Origin of the sequence: Pseudomonas xantholysinigenes, assembly GCF_014268885.2 — a bacterium.
GTDB lineage: Bacteria > Pseudomonadota > Gammaproteobacteria > Pseudomonadales > Pseudomonadaceae > Aquipseudomonas > Aquipseudomonas xantholysinigenes.
In genome coordinates this window covers 5,234,331-5,254,833 of record NZ_CP077095.1, presented here as the reverse complement: position 1 = coordinate 5,254,833, position 20,503 = coordinate 5,234,331, and the positions used below count along the sequence as shown (strand labels likewise).

Sequence of the window (20,503 nt, the reverse complement as noted above, 5' to 3'; positions counted from 1 at the left end):
CCTTAATTCAAGAAGTACTGCAGCAGGTCGTTGAGGAACAGTTGGCCACGCGGCGTGGCTGCCAACCGATCCGGTTCGACCCGCAAAAGGCCTTTTTGTTCGGCTTCGCGACGGGCTTCGGCCAGTTGTGCCAGAGGCAGAGCGGTGCGCCGGCTGAACAGTTCGGCTTCCACGCCATCGGTGAGGCGCAGTGCGTTCATCAGGAACTCGAAGGGTAGCTCATCGACCGGCAACAGCTTTTCGCCTGCCTTGAACGGCTTGGCGGGGTTTAGGTAGTCCTTGGGCAGGCGGGTCTTCCAGGTGCGCAGGATGCGACCATCCGGGAACGACAGCTTGCCATGGGCACCTGCGCCGATGCCGATGAAGTCACCGAAGCGCCAGTAGTTCAGGTTGTGCCGTGCGGCGCGACCGGCCTGGGCATAGGCCGAGACTTCGTACTGCCGGTAGCCATGCTCGGCCATCAGCGCTTGGCCGGCCTCCTGGATATCCCAAAGAATGTCGTCCTCGGGCAGCTCGGGCGGCTGGTTCCAGAACACCGTGTTCGGCTCTACCGTCAGCTGGTACCAGGACAGGTGCGTCGGCGCCAGTTCGATGGCCTGGCGCAGGTCGCCCAGTGCGTCGTCGAGCGACTGGTCCGGCAAGCCGTGCATCAGGTCCATGTTGAAGTTGTCGAAGCCTGCCGCACGGGCCATGTCAGCGGCGCGCACCGCTTCGGCACCATTGTGGATGCGCCCGAGCTTTTCGAGTTTGGCGGGCTGGAAACTCTGCACGCCGATGGACAGGCGGTTGATGCCGGTCTGCCGGTAGGCCTTGAACTTCTCCTGCTCGAAGGTGCCCGGGTTGGCCTCGAGAGTGATCTCGATGTCCGGGGCGAACGGGATGCGTTGCTCGACACCGCGCAGCAGGCGGCCCAGCGCATTGGCACTGAACAGGCTCGGCGTGCCACCACCGAAGAAGATCGTGCTGATGGGGCGTCCCTGGACGGCAGGCAGTTCCTGGTCCAGGTCGGCGAGCAAGGCGTCGATGTACTGGTCTTCCGGCAGCGATGGCCTGGCCTGGTGCGAGTTGAAGTCGCAATACGGGCATTTGCGCACGCACCAGGGAATGTGGATGTACAGCGACAGCGGCGGGAGCTCGGGAAGGATCAACCCCGCCGGCTGCAAGGACAGCTTTTCGGTCATGCCAGGCCCAGACGTTGACGCAAAAGGGCCATGGCGCGGGCGCGGTGGCTGAGCAGGTTTTTGTCGGCCGGGGCGAGGTCGGCGCTGGAGCAGTTGCGCTCAGGGACCCAGAACAGCGGGTCATAGCCGAACCCATGCTCACCGCTGGCCTCGAACAGGATGCTGCCGTGCCACAGGCCTTCGCAGAGGATTGGCAGCGGGTCGTCGGCATGGCGCACCAGGGCCAGGACACAGACGAACTGCGCGCCGCGTTGTTCCGGTGGCAGGTCTTTCAGGGCTTCGAGCAACTTGGCGTTGTTCGCCGCGTCGCCCTTGCCGTCGGCATAGCGCGCCGAGTAGATGCCCGGCGCGCCGCCGAGGAAGTCCACCGCCAGGCCCGAATCGTCGGCCAGGGCCGGCAGGCCGGAGATGCGTGCGGCGTTGCGCGCCTTGAGGATGGCGTTCTCGACGAACGACAGGCCGGTCTCTTCCGGCTCTACCTGGCTGAATTCGCCGATCGAACGCAGCTGCACGGAGTCACCGAGCATGGCCTGCAGTTCCTTGAGTTTGCCGGCGTTGTGGCTGGCCAATACGAGTTGCTGGAAATTCATCATTCGCCTGGGAACACTTCCTGGTTGAAGCTGAGAGTGTGGCTGACGCCGCCGGACTCGATGTTGAGGTCGAAGGTGACGGTCTCGGCCTGTTCGATCTTGAACTGGGCGATATAGTAAACCGCGCCCTGGTCGGTGATCTGTTTGAACGACAGGGGGTTGCCGCGCCCGGTCAGGTCTTTCACGGTGCCGCTGACCACCGCCATGGCCGGCTTGCCGGCCTTGAGCACGGCGATGTTGAGTACGCCCTGGTTCTTGCTGCGGGTCAGGCCCGTGGCGGCGGCGATGTCGGGCTGCAGCATGCTCGAGGTGAAGGCGCTGTAGTGCACCGTCACGTCGCCGAAGTCCTGCTTGCGTTCGGGCCTGGCGGCATCGGCGGCCAGTACCGGCCAGGCCAGGCACAGGCTGATCAGAAACAGTGCTAGTCGACGCATGATCGCATTCCTCCGTTCGCGAGGGTCAGACCGCGAGCTGGTGCTCCTGCAGGCCCGGGCTGCTGACCCGATAGATACCGATTTCACCTAGAAGATTAGGCCAAAGCCGGCCACCCAACCCATTACGGTGCAGGCGGTCGACGGCCAGGCGATCGAGGACCTTGGCACTGCGTTCGTGGCACAGGTTCTCGAAGTCTTCGAAGGTGCAGAAGTGGATGTTCGGCGTGTTGTACCAGGTATACGGCATGAAGTCCGATACCGGCATGCGGCCTTTGGTCGCCAGGTACCAGCGGCAGCGCCAGTGGCCGAAGTTGGGGAAGGTGATGATGCACTGGCGGCCCACCCGCAGCATCTCGTCGAGGATCCGGTCGGGGTATTCCACGGCCTGCAAGGCCTGGGTCATGACCACCACGTCGAAACTGTTGCTGGCGAAGTTGCCCAGGCCCTTGTCGAGGTCCTGCTCGATGACGTTGACGCCCTTGGCCACGCAGGCGGCGATGTTGTCGGCGTCGATCTCCAGGCCATAGCCGGTGACGTTCTTGCGCTCGCGCAGCGAGGCCAGCAGTTCGCCGTTGCCGCAACCGAGGTCGAGTACCCGGCTGCCGGCGGGGATCCAGTCTTGGATGATTTCCAGGTCGGCTCTCATGGGGTCCTCAGACAGCGATGCGGTTCATGTAGTTGGCGAAGCCCTGCATGTAGCGGGGTGTCGGGATGAGGAAGGCGTCGTGGCCGTAGGGCGAGTCGATGTCCAGGTAGCAGACGTTCTTGCGCGCCGCCATCAGCGCATCGACGATCTCCCGCGAGCGGGCCGGCGAGAAGCGCCAGTCGGTGGTGAACGACATGATGCAGTAGTCCGCCGTGACATGCGCCAGGGTCGCCGCCAGGTCGCCAGCGTGGGCCGCGGCCGGGTCGAAGTAGTCCAGCGCCTTGGTCATCAGCAGGTAGGTGTTGGCGTCGAAACGCCCGGAGAACTCCTCGCCCTGGTAGCGCAGGTAGCTCTCGACCTGGAACTCGACGCTGTGGAAGTCGTAGTTGAGCTTGTCACTCTTGAGTTCGCGGCCGAATTTTTCGCCCATCGAGTCGTCGGACAGGTAGGTGATGTGACCGACCATACGTGCCAGCATCAGGCCGCGCTTAGGGATCACGCCCTGGTCCTGGAACGAGCCGCCATGGAATTCGGGGTCAGTGAGGATTGCCTGGCGCGCCACTTCGTTGAAGGCGATGTTCTGCGCCGACAGCTTGGGCGCCGAGGCGATGTCCACGCAGTGGCGCACACGGTCCGGGTAGGTGATGGTCCATTGCAGCGCCTGCATGCCGCCGAGGCTGCCGCCGACGATGGCGGCCCAGGTCTGGACGCCCAGGCGATCGGCCAGGCGCGCCTGGCTGTGCACCCAGTCTTCCACGGTCAGTACCGGGAAATCGGCGCCGTAGGGCTTGCCGGTGGCCGGGTTGATGCTGCTGGGCCCGGTGCTGCCGTTGCAACCGCCGAGGTTGTTCAGGCTGACCACGAAGAAACGGTTGGTATCGATGGGCTTGCCGGGGCCGATGCAGCTGTCCCACCAGCCCGGCTTGCGGTCGGTGGCGGCATGGTAGCCAGCGGCATGGTGGTGGCCGGACAACGCATGGCAGATCAGCACGGCGTTGCTGGCGCTGGCGTTGAGCTGGCCGTAGGTTTCGTAGATGAGTTCGTACGAGGCCAGGGAGCGGCCGCAGGCCAGGGCCAGCGGTTCATCGAACCGGGCGATTTGCGGTGTTACCAGACCGACGGAATCTTCGGGAAGGACAGTGGACATCGACCCTGCTCACGCTTGACGGAGGCGTAAGTCTAAAGAGCGCTATCCCCAGCGGCAAGCAAAGGCTTGCCGCTGGACGCGCACGGGGTCAGATCATCCGCCACAGCTCTTGCGGCATGCCGGCGTAGGCCGCCAGCTGGGGCATCAGGAACGACTGGATCACCTGGATGGCGATGAAGGCGAAGATCGGCGAGATGTCCATGCCACCGAGGTTCGGCACCAGGCGGCGGAACGGCGCCAGCACTGGCTCGCTGATCTGGTAGGCCAGTTCGGCGGCCGGGTTGTGGCTGTTCGGCGCGACCCACGAAACGATGACCATGACGATCATCGCTACCCAGAAGATCTTCAGGAACAGCGAGGTGATGCCCAGGATCGCCCACATCAGCAGGTGCAGGATGTCACCGAAGGTGCCGTAGGTGACCATCAGCACGAAGGCCATCAGCAGCGCCTGGATGATGATCGACAGCAGCAGCGACGAAGTGTCCAGGCCGGCGATGCTGGGGATCACCCGGCGCAGGGGCTTGAGCAGTGGCTGGGTGGCCCGCACGGCAAACTGGCTGAGCGGGTTGTAGAAGTCGGCCTTGACCAGCTGCAGAACGAAGCGCAGCAGGACGATCACCAGGTACAGGCTGACCAGGGTTTGCACCACGAAGATCGCGGCGCCGGACAGTGCATTCATCAAAGGCTCCTTATTTGCCCAGTTGTTCGGCCAGTTCGGCGGAGCGGGTCGCCGCGGCTTGCAGTGCCTGCTCGACGATCGCCTCGAAAGCGTTGGCCTGGAACGATTTGATCGCCGCTTCCGTGGTGCCGGCCGGCGACGTGACGCGACGGCGCAGCTCAGCGGCGTCGACATCGCTGGCAACCGCCATGCGCGCGGCGCCCAGGGCGGTCTGCAGGGTGAGTTGCGAGGCGGTTTCACGCGGCAGGCCGAGTTTTTCGCCGGCGGCGGTCATGGCCTCGATCAGCAGGAAGAAGTACGCCGGGCCGCTGCCGGAAACGGCGGTGACGGCATCCAGTTGCTGTTCTTCGGCCAGCCACAGGGCAGTGCCGACGGCCGACAGCAGTTGTTCGGCCTGTTGGCGTTGCTCGGCAGAGACCTGCTGGGTGGCGTACAGGCCGCTGACACCTTGGCGCAGCAGCGCCGGGGTGTTGGGCATGCAGCGCACCACCGGGATGGCGCCCAGCCAGGCCTGCAGGCTGGCGCAGGTGATGCCGGCAGCGATGGAGACCACCAGCTGGCCGGGTTTCAGGTTCGGCTTCAGCGTCTCGCAGACTGCCTTCATGACCTGCGGCTTGACCGCCAGCACGATCACGTCCACGCCATCGATGGCCTGGGCATTGTTTTCGAAGGTTTCGATGCCGTGCTCGGCCTGGATCCGTGCGCGGGTTTCGGCACCCGGGTCGCTGGCGCGGATCTGCGCGGCGTCCAGGCCCTGGGCGCGCAGGCCGCCGATCAGGCTGGCGGCCATGTTGCCGGCGCCGATAAAGGCAATACGAGTCTTGCTCATGTCAGGTCCTTGAGGGAAAGAGTGAGTTAAGCATGGAATCAGGGCTGGCCGTAGTCGCGGGCACCGAACAGGGCGGTGCCGATGCGGACCCAGGTTGCGCCTTGGGCGATGGCGGCTTCCAGGTCGTGGCTCATGCCCATCGACAGGGTATCCAGGCCAAGGTCCAGCTGCGCCTGGAGCTGGCGCAGGGTGGCGAAGGCGGCCTCTTGCTCGGCGCGGTCCTCGGTCGGCTCCGGAATCGCCATCAGCCCGCGCAGGCGCAGGCCGGGCAGGGCGTTCACCGCCTGGGCCAGGGCTGGTAGCTCGGTGGGCGCGCAACCGGACTTGCTGTCCTCGCCACTGACATTCACCTGCAGGCAGATGTTCAGCGGCGCCAGGCCGGCGGGGCGCTGCTCGGAGAGGCGTTGGGCGATCTTCAGGCGATCCACGGAATGTACCCAGTCGAAGTGCTCGGCGATGGACTTGGTCTTGTTCGACTGAATGGGGCCGATGAAGTGCCAGATCAAGGGCAGGTCGGAAAGTGCCTGTTGTTTGGTCAGGGCTTCCTGAAGGTAATTCTCACCCACATCGCGCAGGCCGGCGGTGTAGGCCTCGCGGATGGCGCTGGCGGGCTTGGTCTTGCTCACCGCCAGCAGCTGGACGCTGGCCGGATCGCGTCCGGCGGCCCTGGCCGCGCTGTCGATACGGCGGGCAATGACGGAAATGTTGTCTGCTAGGGTGGACATGGTTCGTCGCCGGCGGTTTGGGGTCTGCGGCATTCTACCTGCTTGATCGTCGTTGGGGAGTCTCATGGATGTGACTGAGCTGTTGGAGCGGGCATTGGCCGCAGGGGCCAGCGACCTGCATCTGGCCGTGGGCGAGCGGCCGCTGCTGCGTGTCGATGGTGTGTTGCAGCGCCTGGACTTTCCGGTGGTGACGGCGGTGGCACTGGAGCGCGGGATGACTGCATTGCTCAATGGCGGGCAGCGTCAGCAGTGGCTGGCCGCGGATGAACTGGACCTGGCGTTGAGCCTGCCGGATTTGGGGCGTTTTCGCTTGAACCTGTTCCGCCAGCGCGCTGGGCTGGGCGCCAGCGTGCGCTTGATCCCGGCGCAGGTGCCGAATATCGAGGCGCTTGATTTGGTGGAGGTGTTTGAGCACATTGGCCGCTGCCGGGATGGCCTGGTGCTGGTGGGTGGCCCGACCGGCAGCGGCAAGTCCAGCACCCTGGCCGCACTGGTCGATCGGCTGAACCGCGACTATGCGTTGCACATCGTCACCCTCGAAGACCCGATCGAAGTTATCCACAGCGGTCAACGCAGCCTGGTCAATCAACGTGAAATGGGCAGCCACAGCCGTGACTTTGTCCAGGGCTTGTGCAGTGCCCTGCGTCAGGACCCGGATGTGATCGTGGTCGGTGAGCTACGTGACCTGGAGAGCATCCGCCTGGCGCTGCGGGCGGCGGAAACCGGGCACCTGGTGCTGGCTACCGTGCATACGCGCTCGGCGCTGAACAGCATCGACCGGTTGGTGGAGGTGTTCGCGCCGGAGGAAAAGCCGTTGGTGCGTACGATGCTTGCCGAGTCGCTGCGGCTGGTGGTCGCGCAGGTGCTGGTCCAGCGCCGGGATGGCGGGCGTGTGGCGGCGCGTGAGGTGCTGGTGGCGACGCCTGCGGTGCGCAACTTGATCCGCGAAGGACGGATGACGCAGATCTATTCGTTGATGCAGACCGGCGCGGGGGTGGGAATGCGCACGATGGAGGGGGCGATGCAGGCGCTGGCGGCGCGGGGCTTGATAGTGGGCTAGAGACTGGAAGTACACCTCAGTCACTGTGGGAGCAACTGTCTTGCTCAACTGCTAAAGCTAGCGCGGTCGCTGTGGGAGCGGCTTTAGCCGCGAACACCGGCAAAGCCGGTGCCATCCACCGTGTCGCTTGCTTCGCGGCTAAAGCCGCTCCCACAGGATACGCGTTGGCCGCGTTTCAGCGTTTGGCCAGGCGCAGTGCCTGTTGATCTTTCGGCAGCACGCGCTTGGCCACCACGTAGTGCTTCTGCCAGTAAGGCTTTTCCAGGCTGTCGATGCTTACCCGCTTGCCGGTGCGCGGCGCGTGGATGAAGCGGTCGTTGCCCAGGTAGATGGCAACATGGTTGACCCGCCGGCTCTTGATGTTGAAGAAGATCAGGTCGCCTGGCTTGAGGTCGCCCTTGGCCACCTTCACGCCTTGGCCCTGGGCCATGGCATTGGAGGTGCGCGGCAGGTCGACATCGGCCACGTCATTGAAGGCGTACTTGACCAGGCCGCTGCAGTCGAAGCCTTTTTTCGGGCTGCTGCCGCCCCAGCGATAGGGCGTGCCGAGCACATTCACCGCGCGGCTGAGCACTTCGCTGCTCTGCTTTGGCGACATCGCGACGGCTTGCATGCCCACGGCATGTTGCTTGGCGGCGTTGCCGGGGCGGGTGCGCAGCGTGGTCGTGGTGCTGCGGTATTGAACCGGGGCGCGTTTCACCGTGGCGTCGGCGTTGGCCGTGTAGCCGGTGAAGCCGCTGGGAAGTCGTTGCTCACGGTTGGTGGCGTGGGCGGCCAGGGGTAACAAAAGGCAGAGGGTCAGCCATGTCTTGAAGAAAGGTGGCATAGATGAAGCTCTTATAAGTGTTGGCGCGCAACTTTATAACAGCTTTTTGATCAGATTCTGATCCGTTGGTCGCTCAGGCACGTACCATATGTCGGGTCAAAACGAAAAAGTCACATTTTTCGTTAGAAAATTTTCGGCTAACCCATGAGGGCTTCGAATGAATGGTTATCAACAGGGTGCCCCTTCGCATGACACCCACAGCAAGGTCCTCGGCTACCTGCTGTGGATCTTCGGTTTCACCGGTTCGCACCGGTTCTACTACGGCAAGCCGATCACCGGGACTATCTGGTTCTTCACTCTCGGATTGCTGGGTATCGGCTGGTTGATCGACCTGTTCCTGATCCCATCGATGGATCGTGAGGCGGACACGCGCTTCGAATCGGGCGGCGTGGATTACAACCTGGCGTGGATCCTGCTGACCTTCCTGGGTATTTTCGGCGTGCACCGGCTGTATCAGGGCAAGTGGATCAGTGCGTTGATCTACCTGTTCACCGGCGGTTTGTTCCTGCTCGGCGTGCTGTATGACTTCTGGACACTCAACAGCCAAATTTCTCAGGTCAACGCTGAGCGGCGCCGGGTTTGATGGCGGCAAGCTGCGAGCCACAAGCTGCAAGAAGGGGGCAGGTCGATCCTGCTTTTTCTTGACGCTTGAGGCTCGTAGCTTGGCGCTTACTGGCGGCGCTGTTGCAACAGCAGGTTGCTGAAGCCGGCCCCGGCCAGTTGCTTCTGCGCCACGGTCAGCTGTTCGCGGTTACTGAACGGCCCGACCATCACGCGATACCAGGTCTCTTCCTTGACCGTCCCCGACTCCACCTTGACCGCCTGGCCGAGCAGGATGATCTGCGCGCGGACCTTGTCGGCGTCCGCCTGCTTGCGGAACGAGCCGGCCTGCAGGAAGAACTGGGTGGTGGCCGCCGGTTTGATCACTGGTGGCGCCGGTGGAGGTGTCTGCCCCAGCAACGCCGCCTGGGCGCGGGCGGTGTCGATCTTCGCCGCTTCCGCCGGAGTAACTGGCGTGCTCGGCACGGGCGGTTGCGCCGGTACCGGCGGAGTCTTCTCCGGCACGGCCTCTGGCGGCACGATCACCTCCGACTCCGGCAGCAGGGTATAGAAGTCGTACTTCGGCTTTACCGGCTGCTGGGGTGTCGGCGCGGTGGTCTTGCTGGTCTCGATCACCTTCTCCGGCTTTTGCTGCTCGGGCTTGGCGCGCTTGATATCGCCACCACCGGGCTCGAGCTTCATCAGGAAGACGATGAAGGCGCCAACGGTCAGGCCGACCGCCAGCCATACCCAGCCGGGGATCGGCTGCTTGGCGGGTGGCTGGTGGCGGCTGGCGCCGCGCTTGGGTGCGGGCTTTTTCTTTGCAGCCACCTTACATGCGCTCCAGGGTTTCCAGGCCGAGCAGCTCCAGGCCCTGCTTGAGGGTGCGACCGGTCAGCGCGGCCAGGCGCAGACGGCTCTGCTGCTGTTCGGCGCTGTCGGCGGAGAGGATCGGGCAGTTCTCGTAGAAGCTGGAGAACAGGCCGGCGAGGTCATACAGGTAGCTGCACAGCACGTGCGGCGTGCCTTTTTCAGCGACGTTGTTGAGGATCTCGCCGAACTGCGCCAGGCGCGCGGCCAGGTCTTGTTCATGGGCGGCCTGCAGCACGATGTTGCCGTCGACCTCGTCGAAGCCCTTGCCGAGCTTGCGGAACACACCGGACACGCGGGTGTAGGCGTATAGCAAGTATGGTGCGGTGTTGCCTTCGAAGTTGAGCATCAGTTCGAAGTTGAAGCTGTAGTCGCTGGTGCGGTGCTTGGACAGGTCGGCGTACTTGACCGCGCCAATGCCGACCACCTCGCCGATGTGACGCAGTTCGTCCTCGGCCAGCGCCGGGTTCTTCTCCTTGACCAGAGCGTAGGCACGCTCCTTGGCCTCGGTGAGCAGGTCGATCAGCTTGACGGTACCGCCATCGCGGGTCTTGAACGGGCGGCCGTCGGCGCCGTTCATGGTGCCGAAGCCCATGTGCTCCATCTTCATCGGATGGCCGACGAAACCGGCGCGGCGCGCGACTTCGAACACCTGGTTGAAGTGCAGGGCCTGGCGCTGGTCGACGAAGTACAGGGCGCGGTCGGCCTGCAGCTTGTTGCTGCGGTAGCGCACGGCGGCCAGGTCGGTGGTGGCGTACAGGTAGCCGCCGTCGGCCTTCTGCACGATCACCGGCAGTGGCTCGCCCTCGGCGTTCTTGAATTCTTCGAGGAACACGCACTGGGCACCCTGGTCCTCGACCAGCAGGCCCTTGGCCTTGAGGTCGGCGACCACGTTGGCCAGGTCGGCGTTGTAGGCGCTCTCGCCCATCACGTCGGCCATGGTCAGCTTGACGTTGAGCAGCTCGTAGGTCTTCTGGCAGTGCGACAGCGAGATGTCCTTGAAGCGGGTCCACAGGGCCATGCATTCAGGGTCGCCGGCTTGCAGCTTGACCACCAGGCCACGGGCGCGGGTGGCAAAGTCCTCGGACTCGTCGAAGCGCTTCTTCGCCGCGCGGTAGAAGTTTTCCAGGTCCGACAGCTCGTCGCTGGTGATCGGGTTTTCTTCCAGGTACGCCAGTAGCATGCCGAACTGGGTGCCCCAGTCGCCCACGTGGTTCTGGCGAATGACGTCGTCGCCGAGGAACTCCAGCACCCGGGCGACGCTGTCGCCGATGATGGTCGAGCGCAGGTGGCCGACATGCATCTCCTTGGCCAGGTTCGGCGCCGACATGTCGATCACCACCTTCTCTGCCGGGCCGGCCTTGCGCACACCCAGGTGCTCATCGGCCAGGGCGGCGTCCAGGCGCTGGGCCAGGGCATCGGTGTTCTGGAAGAAGTTCAGGAAACCGGGGCCGGCAATCTCGACCTTGCTGATGTCGCTGCTGGCGGGCAGGGTGGCGATCAGCTTTTCGGCCAGGTCGCGCGGTTTCATGCCGGCCGGCTTGGCCAGCATCATGGCGATGTTGCTGGCGAAGTCGCCGTGGGTCTTGTCACGGGCGTTTTCCACCTGGATCGCCGGCGTCAGCCCTTCAGGCAACACACCTTCGGTGACGAGTTGGGTGAGGGCTTGCTGGATCAGCTGGCGAATGGTGTCTTTCATGGGATTCTCTTTTCGACCGCAAGCGCGGTGAGCGCTTCGATGCGCAGGTGGAAAAACTGGGCATTATCCGTTGCCGGGGGCGGGTTGCCAACCTTTCAGCGGCGAGCTGCAAGTTTCAAGCGGTAAGCTGCAAGTAGAGGCTCCGGCGCAAGGCAGCTGTTTCTTGCAGCTTGAGGCTTGCAGCTTGTCGCTCAATAAAGGTCGACCGGATCGACATCCAGCGACCAGCGCACCTGTCGCCCCGACGGCATTTGCTCCAACACTAGCAACCAGGCGCTGATCAGTCGATGCAGGTGCGCCCGGGCATTGGCCTGGAGCAACAGTTGCGCACGGAAGCGCCCCGCCCGTCGCTCCATCGGCGCGGGTACCGGGCCCAATAGCTCGATGCCGTGCAGGCCCTGTTCCTGCAACAGCCGCTCGGCGGCGGCGCAGGCTTCGTCGAGGAAGCTCTCGGCCTGGCCCGGCTTGTGCGCATCGGCCCGCAGCAGGGCCAGGTGGGCGAAGGGCGGCAGGCCGGCGGCGCGGCGCTCGCTCAGGGCCTGTTCGGCGAAGGCGAAGTAGCCTTGCTCGGTGAGTTGCACCAGCAACGGATGGTCGGCCAGGTGGGTCTGCACGATGACCTTGCCCGGCTCTTCGGCGCGCCCGGCGCGACCTGCTACCTGGACGATAAGCTGGGCCATGCGTTCACTGGCGCGGAAATCGCCGGAGAACAGCCCGCCGTCGGCATCGAGGATGGCCACCAGGGTCACCCGGGGGAAGTGGTGACCCTTGGCCAGCATCTGGGTGCCGACCAGAATGCTCGGCTGGCCGCGCTGGATGGTACTGAACAGTTGCTGCATGGCGTCCTTGCGCGAGGTGCTGTCGCGGTCGACGCGCAGGACCGGATACTCGGGGAACAGCACTTTCAGGCGCTCTTCGGCGCGCTCGGTGCCGGCGCCCACCGGGCGCAGGTCGACATGGGCGCACTGCGGGCACTGCAGCGGCAGGCGCTCGTCGTAGCCGCAATGGTGGCAGCGCAGCACGCCCGAACGCTGGTGCACGGTCATGCGCGCGTCGCAACGCGGGCATTCCGACAGCCAGCCGCAGTCGTGGCACAGCAGGGTCGGCGCGAAGCCACGGCGGTTGAGGAACACCAGCACCTGCTGGCCGGCCTCCAGGGTCTGGCGAATGGCCTGTTGCAGCGGGCCACTGATGCCGCTGTCCAGCGGCAGGCTGCGCACATCCAGGCGCAGGAAACGTGGCGGCTTGGCGCCGCCGGCGCGTTGGTTCATGCGCAGCAGGCCGTAGCGGCCGCTGTGGGCGTTGTGCAGGCTTTCCAGCGACGGCGTGGCCGAGCCCAGCAGGATCGGGATGTTCTCCTGATGCGCGCGGACCACTGCCAGGTCGCGGGCGTGGTAGCGCAGGCCTTCCTGCTGTTTATAAGAGCCGTCGTGCTCCTCGTCGATGATGATCAGCCCGGGGTTTTTCATCGGCGTGAACAGCGCCGAGCGGGTGCCGATGATGATGTCGGCTTCGCCGTCGCGGGCTGCCAGCCAGGCGTCCAGGCGCTCGCGGTCGTTCACCGCCGAGTGCAGCAGGGCGATTCGGGCGTTGAAGCGCTGCTCGAAGCGTTGCAGGGTCTGCGGGCCAAGGTTGATCTCGGGAATCAGGATCAGCGCCTGCTTGCCCGCCTCCAGGGTCTCGCGGATCAGGTGCAGGTAGACCTCGGTCTTGCCGCTGCCGGTGACCCCGGCCAGCAGGTAGGCATGGAAGGCGCCAAAACCCGAGCGCACGGCCTCGAAGGCGGCGCGCTGTTCCTCGTTGAGCGGCAGTTCAGGCTGTGCCAGCCAGTGTTCGTGTCGCGCCGCAGGCAGGTGCCGGCGCACTTCGACCTGCACCAGTTCCTTGGCCAGCAGCAGGTCGAGGCTGTCCTTGTTCAGGCCCAGCTTGCCCAGCAGGGCGTGGGCCACGCCGTGGGGATGTTGCGACAAGGTCTTGAGCGCCTCGCGCTGGCGTGGCGCGCGGGCGATGCGCGGGTCTTCCAGGCGCGCTCCGGGGGCGACGTGCCAAAAGCGTTCCTGGCGCGCCTCGGCCGGTTCACCCTGGCGCAGCAGCGTTGGCAGGGCCCAGCTCAAGGTGTCGCCCAGGCTGTGTTGGTAATACTGGGCTGTCCACAGGCACAGCTTGAACAGTGCCGGCGGTACGGGGGAGACGGGGTCGAGCAGGGCGCTGGCGGGCTTGAGCTTGTCGGCCGGGACTTCGCTGTGCTCGGCGACCTCCACCAGCACGCCGATCATTTCACGGCGACCGAACGGCACGCGGATGCGCATGCCGGGCATCAGCGCCTGGCGCGCCATGCTTGCGGTGGCCCGGTAGTCGAACAGGCGACGCAGGGGCGAGGGCAGGGCAAGGCGCAGGATGACGTCGGACACGCGGAAGGTCTCTGGAGGGCGTTTGCAAATCAGGCGAGCCTAGCAGACGACAGTCGGTGCAAGCGACAACTTGCGTTGGCCCTGTGCTCTGGTATTATTCGCCGCCTAATTACGTGCGGTATTCAACAATAGGTGTTGGGTGGCGGCACGCAGCTCGAGGAAGTGACCATGAAAGCAGATATTCATCCGAACTACGAAGTAGTTGCAGTCACCTGCAGCTGCGGCAACAAATTCGAAACCCGTTCGACCCTGGGCAGCGTCCTGGCGATCGACGTTTGCAACCTGTGCCACCCGTTCTACACCGGTAAGCAGAAAGTCCTGGACACCGGTGGTCGCGTACAGAAGTTCGCCGATCGCTTCGGTATGTTCGGTACCAAGAAGTAATCATGCGCATGGCGAATCTCTCGAGGTTCGCGCTGCTGCAAAAAAAAGCGCCCCTTGTGGGCGCTTTTTTTGTGGGCGCGATCTGGCACTTCCCGGCCCTGGCGTTCTGCCCGTTGCCTGGCCAGCCGCAGCAGGTAGCGGTGCGCAATGTGGTCGATGGCGACACCGTGCGGCTGGTCGACGGACGCAGTGTGCGGCTGATCGGCATCAACGCACCGGAAATCGGCCGCAAGGGACGCACCAGCGAGCCTTATGCCGAGGCCGCCAAGCGCCGCCTGCAGGCCTTGGTCAAGGCCAGCGATGGGCGCGTCGGGCTGGTGCCGGGGCGCGAACCCAAGGACAAGTACGGGCGCACCCTGGCGCACCTCTATGGTCGTAGTGGCAACAATCTCGAAGCACAACTGCTCAGCGAGGGACTGGGCTACCGCGTGGCCATCGCGCCCAATGTGAGCCTGTCGAGCTGCCAGCAGCAAGCCGAGCAGCAGGCGCGCAAGGCTGCGGCAGGGCTTTGGCGACAGTCGCCGGTGTTGCGCGCTGGAGACATCCGACAGACCGGCTTTGCCGTCATCAGCGGCAAAATCACGAGTATCGAGCGCAATCGTGGTGGTACCTGGCTGGAGCTCGACGACAGCGTGGTGTTGCAGGTACCCGCTCGTCTGCAGCGCGACTTTCCTGCCAGCTTCTTCGCTAACCTCAAGGGACGTCAGGTCGAGGCGCGCGGCTGGGTGCTGGATCGTTCCCGCAAGGGCGGGCTCAAGCCGGGGCAGCGACGCTGGCTGTTGCCATTGACCGATCCGAGCATGGTGGAGCCTAAATAGTTGTAGACAGTTTGCTATTGGATTGTACACACTGGGCTCCGTAAGCCCCGTGGGTTATAGCGTAAAGTCGTAGGCCAGAGGCCTTGACACATAGTGACCGGGCAGTCTTGTCGCCCCCCGGCACTTTGCGTATCCTCGGCGGTCCGTCAGAACAGTAAATAGCGGAATGCCCATCATGTCAGACCTGAAAACCGCCGCTCTCGAATACCACGCTCAGCCTCGTCCGGGGAAACTGAGCGTAGAGCTCTCCAAGCCAACCGCCACCGCCCGCGACCTCGCCCTGGCCTACAGCCCGGGTGTCGCCGAGCCTGTGCGCGAGATCGGCCGCGATCCGGAGCTGGCCTACAAGTACACCGGCAAGGGCAACCTGGTCGCGGTGATTTCCGACGGTACCGCGATCCTCGGCCTGGGCGACCTGGGCCCGCTGGCCTCGAAGCCGGTCATGGAAGGCAAGGGTGTTCTGTTCAAGCGTTTCGCCGGTATCGATGTATTCGACATCGAGGTCGAGTCCGAGAGCCCGCAGGCCTTCATCGACACCGTGCGCCGCATCTCCATCACCTTCGGTGGCATCAACCTCGAAGACATCAAGGCGCCAGAGTGCTTCGAGATCGAGCGCACCCTGATCGAACAGTGCGACATCCCGGTGTTCCACGATGACCAGCACGGCACCGCGATCGTTACCGCGGCCGGCATGATCAACGCCCTGGAAATCGCCGGCAAGAAGCTCGACGAAGCGAAGATCGTCTGCCTGGGCGCCGGCGCCGCGGCCATCTCCTGCATGAAGCTGCTGGTGAGCATGGGCGCCAAGGTCGAGAACATCTTCATGATCGACCGCAGCGGCGTGATCCACGCTGGCCGTGACGACCTGAACCAGTACAAGGCCCAGTTCGCCCACGCCACCGACAAGCGCACCCTGGCCGACGCCCTGGATGGCGCTGACGTGTTCGTTGGCCTGTCCGGCCCGAACCTGCTGAGCCCAGAAGGCCTGAAGTCGATGGCTGCCAACCCGATCGTGTTCGCCTGCTCGAACCCAGATCCGGAAATCAAGCCGGAACTGGCTCACGAAACCCGTAGCGACGTGATCATGGCCACCGGTCGTTCCGACTACCCGAACCAGGTCAACAACGTACTGGGCTTCCCGTTCATCTTCCGTGGTGCCCTGGACGTCCGCGCCAAGCGCATCAACGAAGAAATGAAGATCGCCGCCGCCATCGCCCTCAAGGACCTGGCCAAGCAGCCGGTGCCGAAGGAAGTTTGCGAGGCTTATGGCGTGCAGGCCCTGGAGTTCGGCCGTGAGTACATCATTCCGAAGCCGCTGGACGCGCGCCTGATCACCGTGGTTTCCGATGCCGTGGCCAAGGCCGCCATCGAATCCGGCGTGGCCACCCTGCCGTATCCGAAGCACTACCCGCTGAAAAGCGTGGATGACGTATTCAACGGCTGATGCCGTTGTAGCGACATGAAAAAGCCCCGGCTCGCAAGAGCCGGGGCTTTTTGTTTGTGGGTGTCCCGAAGACATCGTGGGCGCAACTGACTTGCCGAGATTTCTAGATCTGGTTCGATCCCTGTGGCAGCGGGTTTACCCGCGAACACCGGCATAGCCGGTGCCAGGCGCCGCGGCGCCCGATAAACCAGCTGCATTGCGCCCGATCAGAACAGATCCATCGGTGCCGCTTCATCCGCCGGCAGCGGGCTGCCTGGCGCTGCGCCGTTGCCCAGTTCGTCCACCGAAGGCGGCGAGTCCTCGGCCTTGAACAGCTCGAAGTACGCATTCGGCGTGCTCGGCGTGGCAGCGCGACCACTGACAGGGTCCACCCGCAGACTGAGAATACCCTCGGGTTCGGCGGGTGCGTGCTCGGGCATGCCCTTGAGCGCCGCGCCCATGAAGCTCATCCAGATCGGCAGCGCCACGGTGCCACCGTATTCACGGCGGCCCAGGGTTTCCGGCTGGTCGAAGCCAACCCACACGGTGGTGACGTAGTCAGCGTTATAGCCAGAGAACCAGGCGTCCTTGGATTCGTTGGTGGTACCGGTCTTGCCCGCCAGGTCGGTGCGTCCCAGGGCCAGTGCCCGGCGGCCGGTGCCGCGCTTGATCACGTCCTGCAGCATGCTGGTGAGAATGTACGCGGTCCGCCCGTCGATGATTTGTTCTGCGATCACCGGGGTCTGCGCCACAGCCGCTACCTGGCCATAGGCCGATGGCGCCTCGCCGGGTACCGGGGCAATGCTGATCGGTTGCTCGGGCGCGGCGAGGCCGGCCTGGTCCTGGCTACCCTGGGGGATGCGGGCCGGGTTGGCGGTGAACAAGGTCTCGCCGTTGCGGCTTTCGATACGCTCGATCAGGTACGGGTTGATCTTGTAGCCGCCGTTGGCGAAGGCGCTCCAGCCGGTGGCAATCTCCATCGGCGTCAGGGTCGCGGTGCCCAGCGCCAGGGACAGGTTGCGCGGCAGGTCCTGCTTGTTGAAGCCGAACTTGGCGATGTAGTCGATGGTGCGGTCCACGCCCATGGCCTGCAGCAAACGGATCGACACCAGGTTGCGCGACTTGTACAGCGCCTCGCGCATGCGGATCGGGCCGAGGAAGGTGTTGGTGTCGTTCTTCGGACGCCAGACCTTGTCCAGGTACTCGTCGACGAACACGATCGGCGCGTCGTTGACCAGGCTGGCGGCGGTGTAGCCGTTGTCCAGAGCGGCGCTGTAGACGAAAGGCTTGAAACTCGAGCCCGGCTGGCGCTTGGCCTGCATGGCGCGGTTGTAGTTGCTCTGCTCGAAGGAGAAGCCACCGACCAAGGCGCGGATCGCGCCGTCGCGAGGGTCGAGGGTGACCAGCGCGCTCTGCGCTCCCGGCACCTGGCTGAACTTCAGCTTGCCGTCTTCCAGGCGCTGCAGGCGTACCAAATCGCCGACCTGGGCGACGTCGGCCGGTGACTGCGGTGCGCGGCCCTGGGCGTTGCTGTTGAGGTAGGGGCGGGCCCACTTCATGGTGTCCCAGGCCACGGTCTCTTCAAGGCCGGCGCGGGTCATCACCTTCAGGTCGGTCTTGTCGACCTGGGTAACGATCGCAGGCTCCAGGCCTCCGAGCGTGCGTTGCTTGCCCAGCTCCTGCAGCCAGGCGGCGCGGGTCTTGCCCGGGAAGCGCGATTCAGGGCCACGATAGCCGTGGCGCTCGTCGTATTCGCTGAGGCCGTTGAGCACGGCGTTGTTGGCCATCTGCTGGGTGTCGCTGGGCACCGTGGTGGTGACGCGGAAACCTTCGGTATAGGCGTCGCTGCCGTAGCGGCCGACCATCTCGGCGCGGGCCATCTCGGCCACGTAGGGGGCGCTGACTTCCGGCGTCGGCACGTGGTAGCTGGCATTCAGCGGTTCGGCCAGGGCCGCCTGGTAGCTGGCCTCGTCGATCTTGCCGAGTTTGTACATGCGCCCGAGGATCCAGTCGCGGCGCTCCTTGGCGCGCACCGGGTTGGCCAAGGGGTTGAAGCGTGATGGTGCCTTCGGCAGGCCGGCAATCATGGCCATCTGCGCCAGGCTGACGTCGCGTATCGACTTGCCGTAGTACACCTGGGCCGCGGCATCGATGCCGTAGGCGCGGTTACCCAGGTAGATCTTGTTGACGTACAGCTCGAGGATCTCGTCCTTGGTCAGTTCGCGTTCGATCTGCAGGGCCAGGAGGATCTCGTTGGTCTTGCGCGAGAAGCTGCGTTCGCTGGTCAGGAAGAAGTTTTTCGCCACCTGCATGGTGATGGTGCTGCCGCCGGTCTGGATATGCCCGGACTTGAGCAGCTGCGAGGCCGCGCGCATCAGGCTGCTGGGGTCGACGCCGTAGTGATTGAGGAAATTGTCGTCCTCGGCGGACAGAAGCGCCTGGATGAACTGTGGGGGAATTTCCTGGAACTTGATCGGCGAGCGGCGCATTTCGCCGAACTCGGCAATCAGCTTGCCGTCGCTGCTGTAGACCCTCAGGGGGATTTGCAACTGGACGCTTCTGAGCGCGTCGACCGAGGGCAGGCTGGGACTAAGATACAGAAACGCACCGCTCACACCGAGTACGAGCGCGCAGATGACTGCGACGAAAGACCACCAGAAGAACTTCAGCAGGCGTATCAAGGCTTTGGGGTGTCCTGGTTAGGGAGTGGAGGGCGCAGGGGGCCAGCGGGCAGGAAATTTCGCTGGGCATTATAAGCATTTTTCGCCCCACCGGGTGACCGCCCAGGGTGGCGCGACGACCGCCTGTGCCGCAACGGCGCAGGTGGCGCACGACAAGGAAGTGACAGCCATGCTTGGAGAGGTTGGCAGGAGTGTCGGTTCACTGCTGGGGGTGGAAATTACCGCCGATTGCGTTCGAATGTTGCAGTTGAGTCGTCGACGGGGGCGTTGCCAGGTGACGGGCTGGGCGCTTGAGCCTTTCCAGGCGATGCAGGTCGATGGACACGCGTTCGGCGAGCCTCTGCGCGCCGCCTTGCGCAGGGCCCATGAGCGCTGTGCGACGCGTCAGCGCAAGGTGGCGCTGGCACTGCCCGCCTCGCAGGTGATCTGCAAGGTCTGCCAGGTGACGGCTGACGCCTGCGGCCAGGACATGGAAGCACAGTTGCTGGCCCTCGCTGACCAGCTCTTTCCGTTCCCGCTGGACGACCTGGCCATGGATTTTCAGGTGCTGGGGCCGAGTGCGCGGTCGCCGGGCGTGGTCGACGTCCTGGTCGCGGCTTGTCGGCAGAGCCAGCTTGAGCCCTTCGAGCAGCTGTTTGCACAGGTCGGTCTCGAACTGGTGGCCCTGGAGGTGGATAGCATCGTGTTGTGGCGGGTGCTTGCACCTGGCGCCAGCCTCGTCCTGCAGATGGAGGAGGCGCACGTGGTGGCGCACCGCTGGCCGACCGATGGCGTGCCCGAGCGCCAGCAGGTTGCACTGTTTTCGCCAGGGCAATGGATCGAAGCGCTCCAGGGGCTGGGCCTGGACGGTGAGGTCCTGTTGACTGGAGGCGCCGCGAATGCCGAGCGGGTATCGGCGATCGTTGAGCGATTGGGCGTGCATTGCCGGCTGGCGTGCCCGCCGGCATTGAGCGGGCTGAAGGACGCTGGTGCTTCGCTGGTGCTGGCGTATGGGTTGGCACAAGGCGGTGGGGCATGATGACGCGACTGAACCTCATGCCCTGGCGAGAGCAGCGCCGGGCCAGGGTGCTGCGGCGATTCCAGCAAGTGTTGGTCGGCAGCCTGATTCTGGCCCTGTGTGGCGTGATGCTGCTCGACCAGGCCGTGCGGGCCCGGCTGGCGAGGCAGGCAGAAGGGATCGCCCGGCACCAGGCGGAGCTGGTGCGATTGGACGCTGCGCTGGCGCAGTTTAATCAGCTGCGCGAGTCTCGCCTGGCTGTGCAGGCGCAGTACACCGTCCTGACCACGCTGCGCGCCAGGCAGGCGCTGCTGCCTGGCGTGCTGGAAGCGTTGGAGCAAGCCATGCCCGAGGGAGCGCAACTGACCGCGCTGGATTGGCAGGATGATCGCTTGCAACTCACCGGGCTGGCCGCATCGGCGGCCGTGGTTGCGCGGTTCATGCGCGACTTGCAGCAGACCGGGGTGGTGCAGGAGGTCGAGCTTGTTCAACTGCGTTATCGGGAGCAGGGCGACGAGTTCCAGCTGGCGGCCCGGTTGTCGCCGGGTGCGTCATGAATGGCC

General features: G+C 64.7%; 20 protein-coding genes. 7 read left to right on the top strand and 13 right to left on the bottom strand.

The genetic code is table 11. The features are described from left to right. Positions 1-2: 2 nt before the first annotated feature. The 8 genes from hemW to HU772_RS23315 form a co-directional block, all read right to left on the bottom strand. Positions 3-1,181: a radical SAM family heme chaperone HemW gene (gene hemW, locus HU772_RS23350; protein WP_186656688.1), complete on the bottom strand. Its 1,179-nt coding sequence runs from the start codon at positions 1,179-1,181 to the stop codon at positions 3-5. After that, positions 1,178-1,774 carry an RdgB/HAM1 family non-canonical purine NTP pyrophosphatase gene (gene rdgB, locus HU772_RS23345; protein WP_186656686.1) on the bottom strand — a complete coding sequence of 199 codons (597 nt, stop codon included), beginning with the start codon at positions 1,772-1,774 and terminating at the stop codon, positions 1,178-1,180. The genes hemW and rdgB overlap by 4 nt, the downstream gene beginning before the upstream one ends. Beyond that, positions 1,771-2,205 (bottom strand): DUF4426 domain-containing protein, encoded by a 435-nt coding sequence (locus HU772_RS23340; RefSeq protein ID WP_186656680.1) that lies wholly within the window; start codon positions 2,203-2,205, stop codon positions 1,771-1,773. The genes rdgB and HU772_RS23340 overlap by 4 nt, the downstream gene beginning before the upstream one ends. Positions 2,206-2,230: 25 nt before the next feature. Beyond that, a complete protein-coding gene (gene metW / locus HU772_RS23335; RefSeq protein ID WP_134691337.1) occupies positions 2,231-2,851 on the bottom strand; it encodes a methionine biosynthesis protein MetW in 621 nt (206 codons plus the stop codon). Positions 2,852-2,858: 7 nt separating this feature from the next. Further along, positions 2,859-3,998, bottom strand: a complete 1,140-nt coding sequence (metX, locus tag HU772_RS23330) for a homoserine O-succinyltransferase MetX (RefSeq protein ID WP_186656678.1) — start codon at positions 3,996-3,998, stop codon at positions 2,859-2,861. Between the two features lie 88 nt (positions 3,999-4,086). Continuing rightward, positions 4,087-4,677: a YggT family protein gene (locus tag HU772_RS23325; RefSeq protein ID WP_138220469.1), complete on the bottom strand. Its 591-nt coding sequence runs from the start codon at positions 4,675-4,677 to the stop codon at positions 4,087-4,089. A gap of 10 nt (positions 4,678-4,687) precedes the next feature. Further along, positions 4,688-5,506 (bottom strand): pyrroline-5-carboxylate reductase, encoded by an 819-nt coding sequence (gene proC, locus HU772_RS23320; RefSeq protein ID WP_186656671.1) that lies wholly within the window; start codon positions 5,504-5,506, stop codon positions 4,688-4,690. 38 nt (positions 5,507-5,544) lie between these two features. Further along, positions 5,545-6,231, bottom strand: a complete 687-nt coding sequence (locus HU772_RS23315; RefSeq protein WP_186656669.1) for a YggS family pyridoxal phosphate-dependent enzyme — start codon at positions 6,229-6,231, stop codon at positions 5,545-5,547. 64 nt (positions 6,232-6,295) lie between these two features. Between HU772_RS23315 and HU772_RS23310 the strand changes: the two genes are divergently transcribed. Beyond that, positions 6,296-7,291: a type IV pilus twitching motility protein PilT gene (locus tag HU772_RS23310; RefSeq protein WP_186656667.1), complete on the top strand. Its 996-nt coding sequence runs from the start codon at positions 6,296-6,298 to the stop codon at positions 7,289-7,291. Between the two features lie 175 nt (positions 7,292-7,466). Here the strand turns inward: HU772_RS23310 and HU772_RS23305 are convergent, their stop codons facing one another. Further along, positions 7,467-8,117, bottom strand: coding sequence for a C40 family peptidase (locus HU772_RS23305; protein WP_186656665.1), 651 nt, complete (start codon positions 8,115-8,117; stop codon positions 7,467-7,469). 157 nt (positions 8,118-8,274) lie between these two features. Here HU772_RS23305 and HU772_RS23300 point away from each other — a divergent pair, with 157 nt between their 5' ends. Continuing rightward, positions 8,275-8,700, top strand: a complete 426-nt coding sequence (locus tag HU772_RS23300; protein WP_186656663.1) for an NINE protein — start codon at positions 8,275-8,277, stop codon at positions 8,698-8,700. Between the two features lie 86 nt (positions 8,701-8,786). On the opposite strand, the gene HU772_RS23295 is transcribed toward HU772_RS23300, so the two are convergent. The 3 genes from HU772_RS23295 to HU772_RS23285 all read right to left on the bottom strand — a co-directional run bounded on the left by HU772_RS23295 (position 8,787) and on the right by HU772_RS23285 (position 13,637). Further along, on the bottom strand, positions 8,787-9,488 hold the full coding sequence (locus HU772_RS23295; RefSeq protein ID WP_186656660.1) for an SPOR domain-containing protein: 702 nt from the start codon (positions 9,486-9,488) through the stop codon (positions 8,787-8,789). Between the two features lies 1 nt (position 9,489). Next, positions 9,490-11,226 (bottom strand): arginine--tRNA ligase, encoded by a 1,737-nt coding sequence (gene argS, locus HU772_RS23290; protein ID WP_186656658.1) that lies wholly within the window; start codon positions 11,224-11,226, stop codon positions 9,490-9,492. A 191-nt stretch (positions 11,227-11,417) separates the two neighbouring features. Then, positions 11,418-13,637: a primosomal protein N' gene (locus HU772_RS23285; protein WP_186656656.1), complete on the bottom strand. Its 2,220-nt coding sequence runs from the start codon at positions 13,635-13,637 to the stop codon at positions 11,418-11,420. 168 nt (positions 13,638-13,805) lie between these two features. Here HU772_RS23285 and rpmE point away from each other — a divergent pair, with 168 nt between their 5' ends. The 3 genes from rpmE to HU772_RS23270 all read left to right on the top strand — a co-directional run bounded on the left by rpmE (position 13,806) and on the right by HU772_RS23270 (position 16,283). Next, positions 13,806-14,021, top strand: coding sequence for a 50S ribosomal protein L31 (gene rpmE / locus HU772_RS23280; RefSeq protein WP_011531746.1), 216 nt, complete (start codon positions 13,806-13,808; stop codon positions 14,019-14,021). A 2-nt stretch (positions 14,022-14,023) separates the two neighbouring features. Next, positions 14,024-14,839 (top strand): thermonuclease family protein, encoded by an 816-nt coding sequence (locus HU772_RS23275; protein ID WP_186656653.1) that lies wholly within the window; start codon positions 14,024-14,026, stop codon positions 14,837-14,839. 175 nt (positions 14,840-15,014) lie between these two features. Next, positions 15,015-16,283 (top strand): malic enzyme-like NAD(P)-binding protein, encoded by a 1,269-nt coding sequence (locus tag HU772_RS23270; protein WP_186656651.1) that lies wholly within the window; start codon positions 15,015-15,017, stop codon positions 16,281-16,283. A 206-nt stretch (positions 16,284-16,489) separates the two neighbouring features. On the opposite strand, the gene HU772_RS23265 is transcribed toward HU772_RS23270, so the two are convergent. Further along, positions 16,490-18,940: a penicillin-binding protein 1A gene (locus HU772_RS23265; protein WP_437182459.1), complete on the bottom strand. Its 2,451-nt coding sequence runs from the start codon at positions 18,938-18,940 to the stop codon at positions 16,490-16,492. Between the two features lie 172 nt (positions 18,941-19,112). Here HU772_RS23265 and pilM point away from each other — a divergent pair, with 172 nt between their 5' ends. Then, the gene (gene pilM, locus HU772_RS23260) at positions 19,113-19,961 is read left to right on the top strand and encodes a type IV pilus biogenesis protein PilM (RefSeq protein ID WP_186656647.1); all 849 of its coding nucleotides are present in this window, start codon (positions 19,113-19,115) and stop codon (positions 19,959-19,961) included. Then, on the top strand, positions 19,958-20,497 hold the full coding sequence (locus HU772_RS23255; protein WP_186656645.1) for a PilN domain-containing protein: 540 nt from the start codon (positions 19,958-19,960) through the stop codon (positions 20,495-20,497). Before pilM ends, HU772_RS23255 begins: the two co-directional genes overlap by 4 nt. The last annotated feature ends 6 nt before the right edge of the window (positions 20,498-20,503 follow it).

Excerpts from the sequence above, each read along its gene's own strand:
- HU772_RS23340 (WP_186656680.1), bottom strand. The coding sequence starts at position 2,205 with ATGCGTCGACTAGCACTGTTTCTGATCAGCCTGTGCCTGGCCTGGCCG.
- rpmE (WP_011531746.1), top strand. The coding sequence starts at position 13,806 with ATGAAAGCAGATATTCATCCGAACTACGAAGTAGTTGCAGTCACCTGC.
- HU772_RS23300 (WP_186656663.1), top strand. The coding sequence starts at position 8,275 with ATGAATGGTTATCAACAGGGTGCCCCTTCGCATGACACCCACAGCAAG.
- pilM (WP_186656647.1), top strand. The coding sequence starts at position 19,113 with ATGCTTGGAGAGGTTGGCAGGAGTGTCGGTTCACTGCTGGGGGTGGAA.
- metW (WP_134691337.1), bottom strand. The coding sequence starts at position 2,851 with ATGAGAGCCGACCTGGAAATCATCCAAGACTGGATCCCCGCCGGCAGC.
- HU772_RS23305 (WP_186656665.1), bottom strand. The coding sequence starts at position 8,117 with ATGCCACCTTTCTTCAAGACATGGCTGACCCTCTGCCTTTTGTTACCC.
- HU772_RS23275 (WP_186656653.1), top strand. The coding sequence starts at position 14,024 with ATGCGCATGGCGAATCTCTCGAGGTTCGCGCTGCTGCAAAAAAAAGCG.
- HU772_RS23310 (WP_186656667.1), top strand. The coding sequence starts at position 6,296 with ATGGATGTGACTGAGCTGTTGGAGCGGGCATTGGCCGCAGGGGCCAGC.
- hemW (WP_186656688.1), bottom strand. The coding sequence starts at position 1,181 with ATGACCGAAAAGCTGTCCTTGCAGCCGGCGGGGTTGATCCTTCCCGAG.
- argS (WP_186656658.1), bottom strand. The coding sequence starts at position 11,226 with ATGAAAGACACCATTCGCCAGCTGATCCAGCAAGCCCTCACCCAACTC.
- HU772_RS23315 (WP_186656669.1), bottom strand. The coding sequence starts at position 6,231 with ATGTCCACCCTAGCAGACAACATTTCCGTCATTGCCCGCCGTATCGAC.
- HU772_RS23325 (WP_138220469.1), bottom strand. The coding sequence starts at position 4,677 with ATGAATGCACTGTCCGGCGCCGCGATCTTCGTGGTGCAAACCCTGGTC.
- HU772_RS23270 (WP_186656651.1), top strand. The coding sequence starts at position 15,015 with ATGTCAGACCTGAAAACCGCCGCTCTCGAATACCACGCTCAGCCTCGT.
- metX (WP_186656678.1), bottom strand. The coding sequence starts at position 3,998 with ATGTCCACTGTCCTTCCCGAAGATTCCGTCGGTCTGGTAACACCGCAA.
- HU772_RS23255 (WP_186656645.1), top strand. The coding sequence starts at position 19,958 with ATGATGACGCGACTGAACCTCATGCCCTGGCGAGAGCAGCGCCGGGCC.
- rdgB (WP_186656686.1), bottom strand. The coding sequence starts at position 1,774 with ATGATGAATTTCCAGCAACTCGTATTGGCCAGCCACAACGCCGGCAAA.
- proC (WP_186656671.1), bottom strand. The coding sequence starts at position 5,506 with ATGAGCAAGACTCGTATTGCCTTTATCGGCGCCGGCAACATGGCCGCC.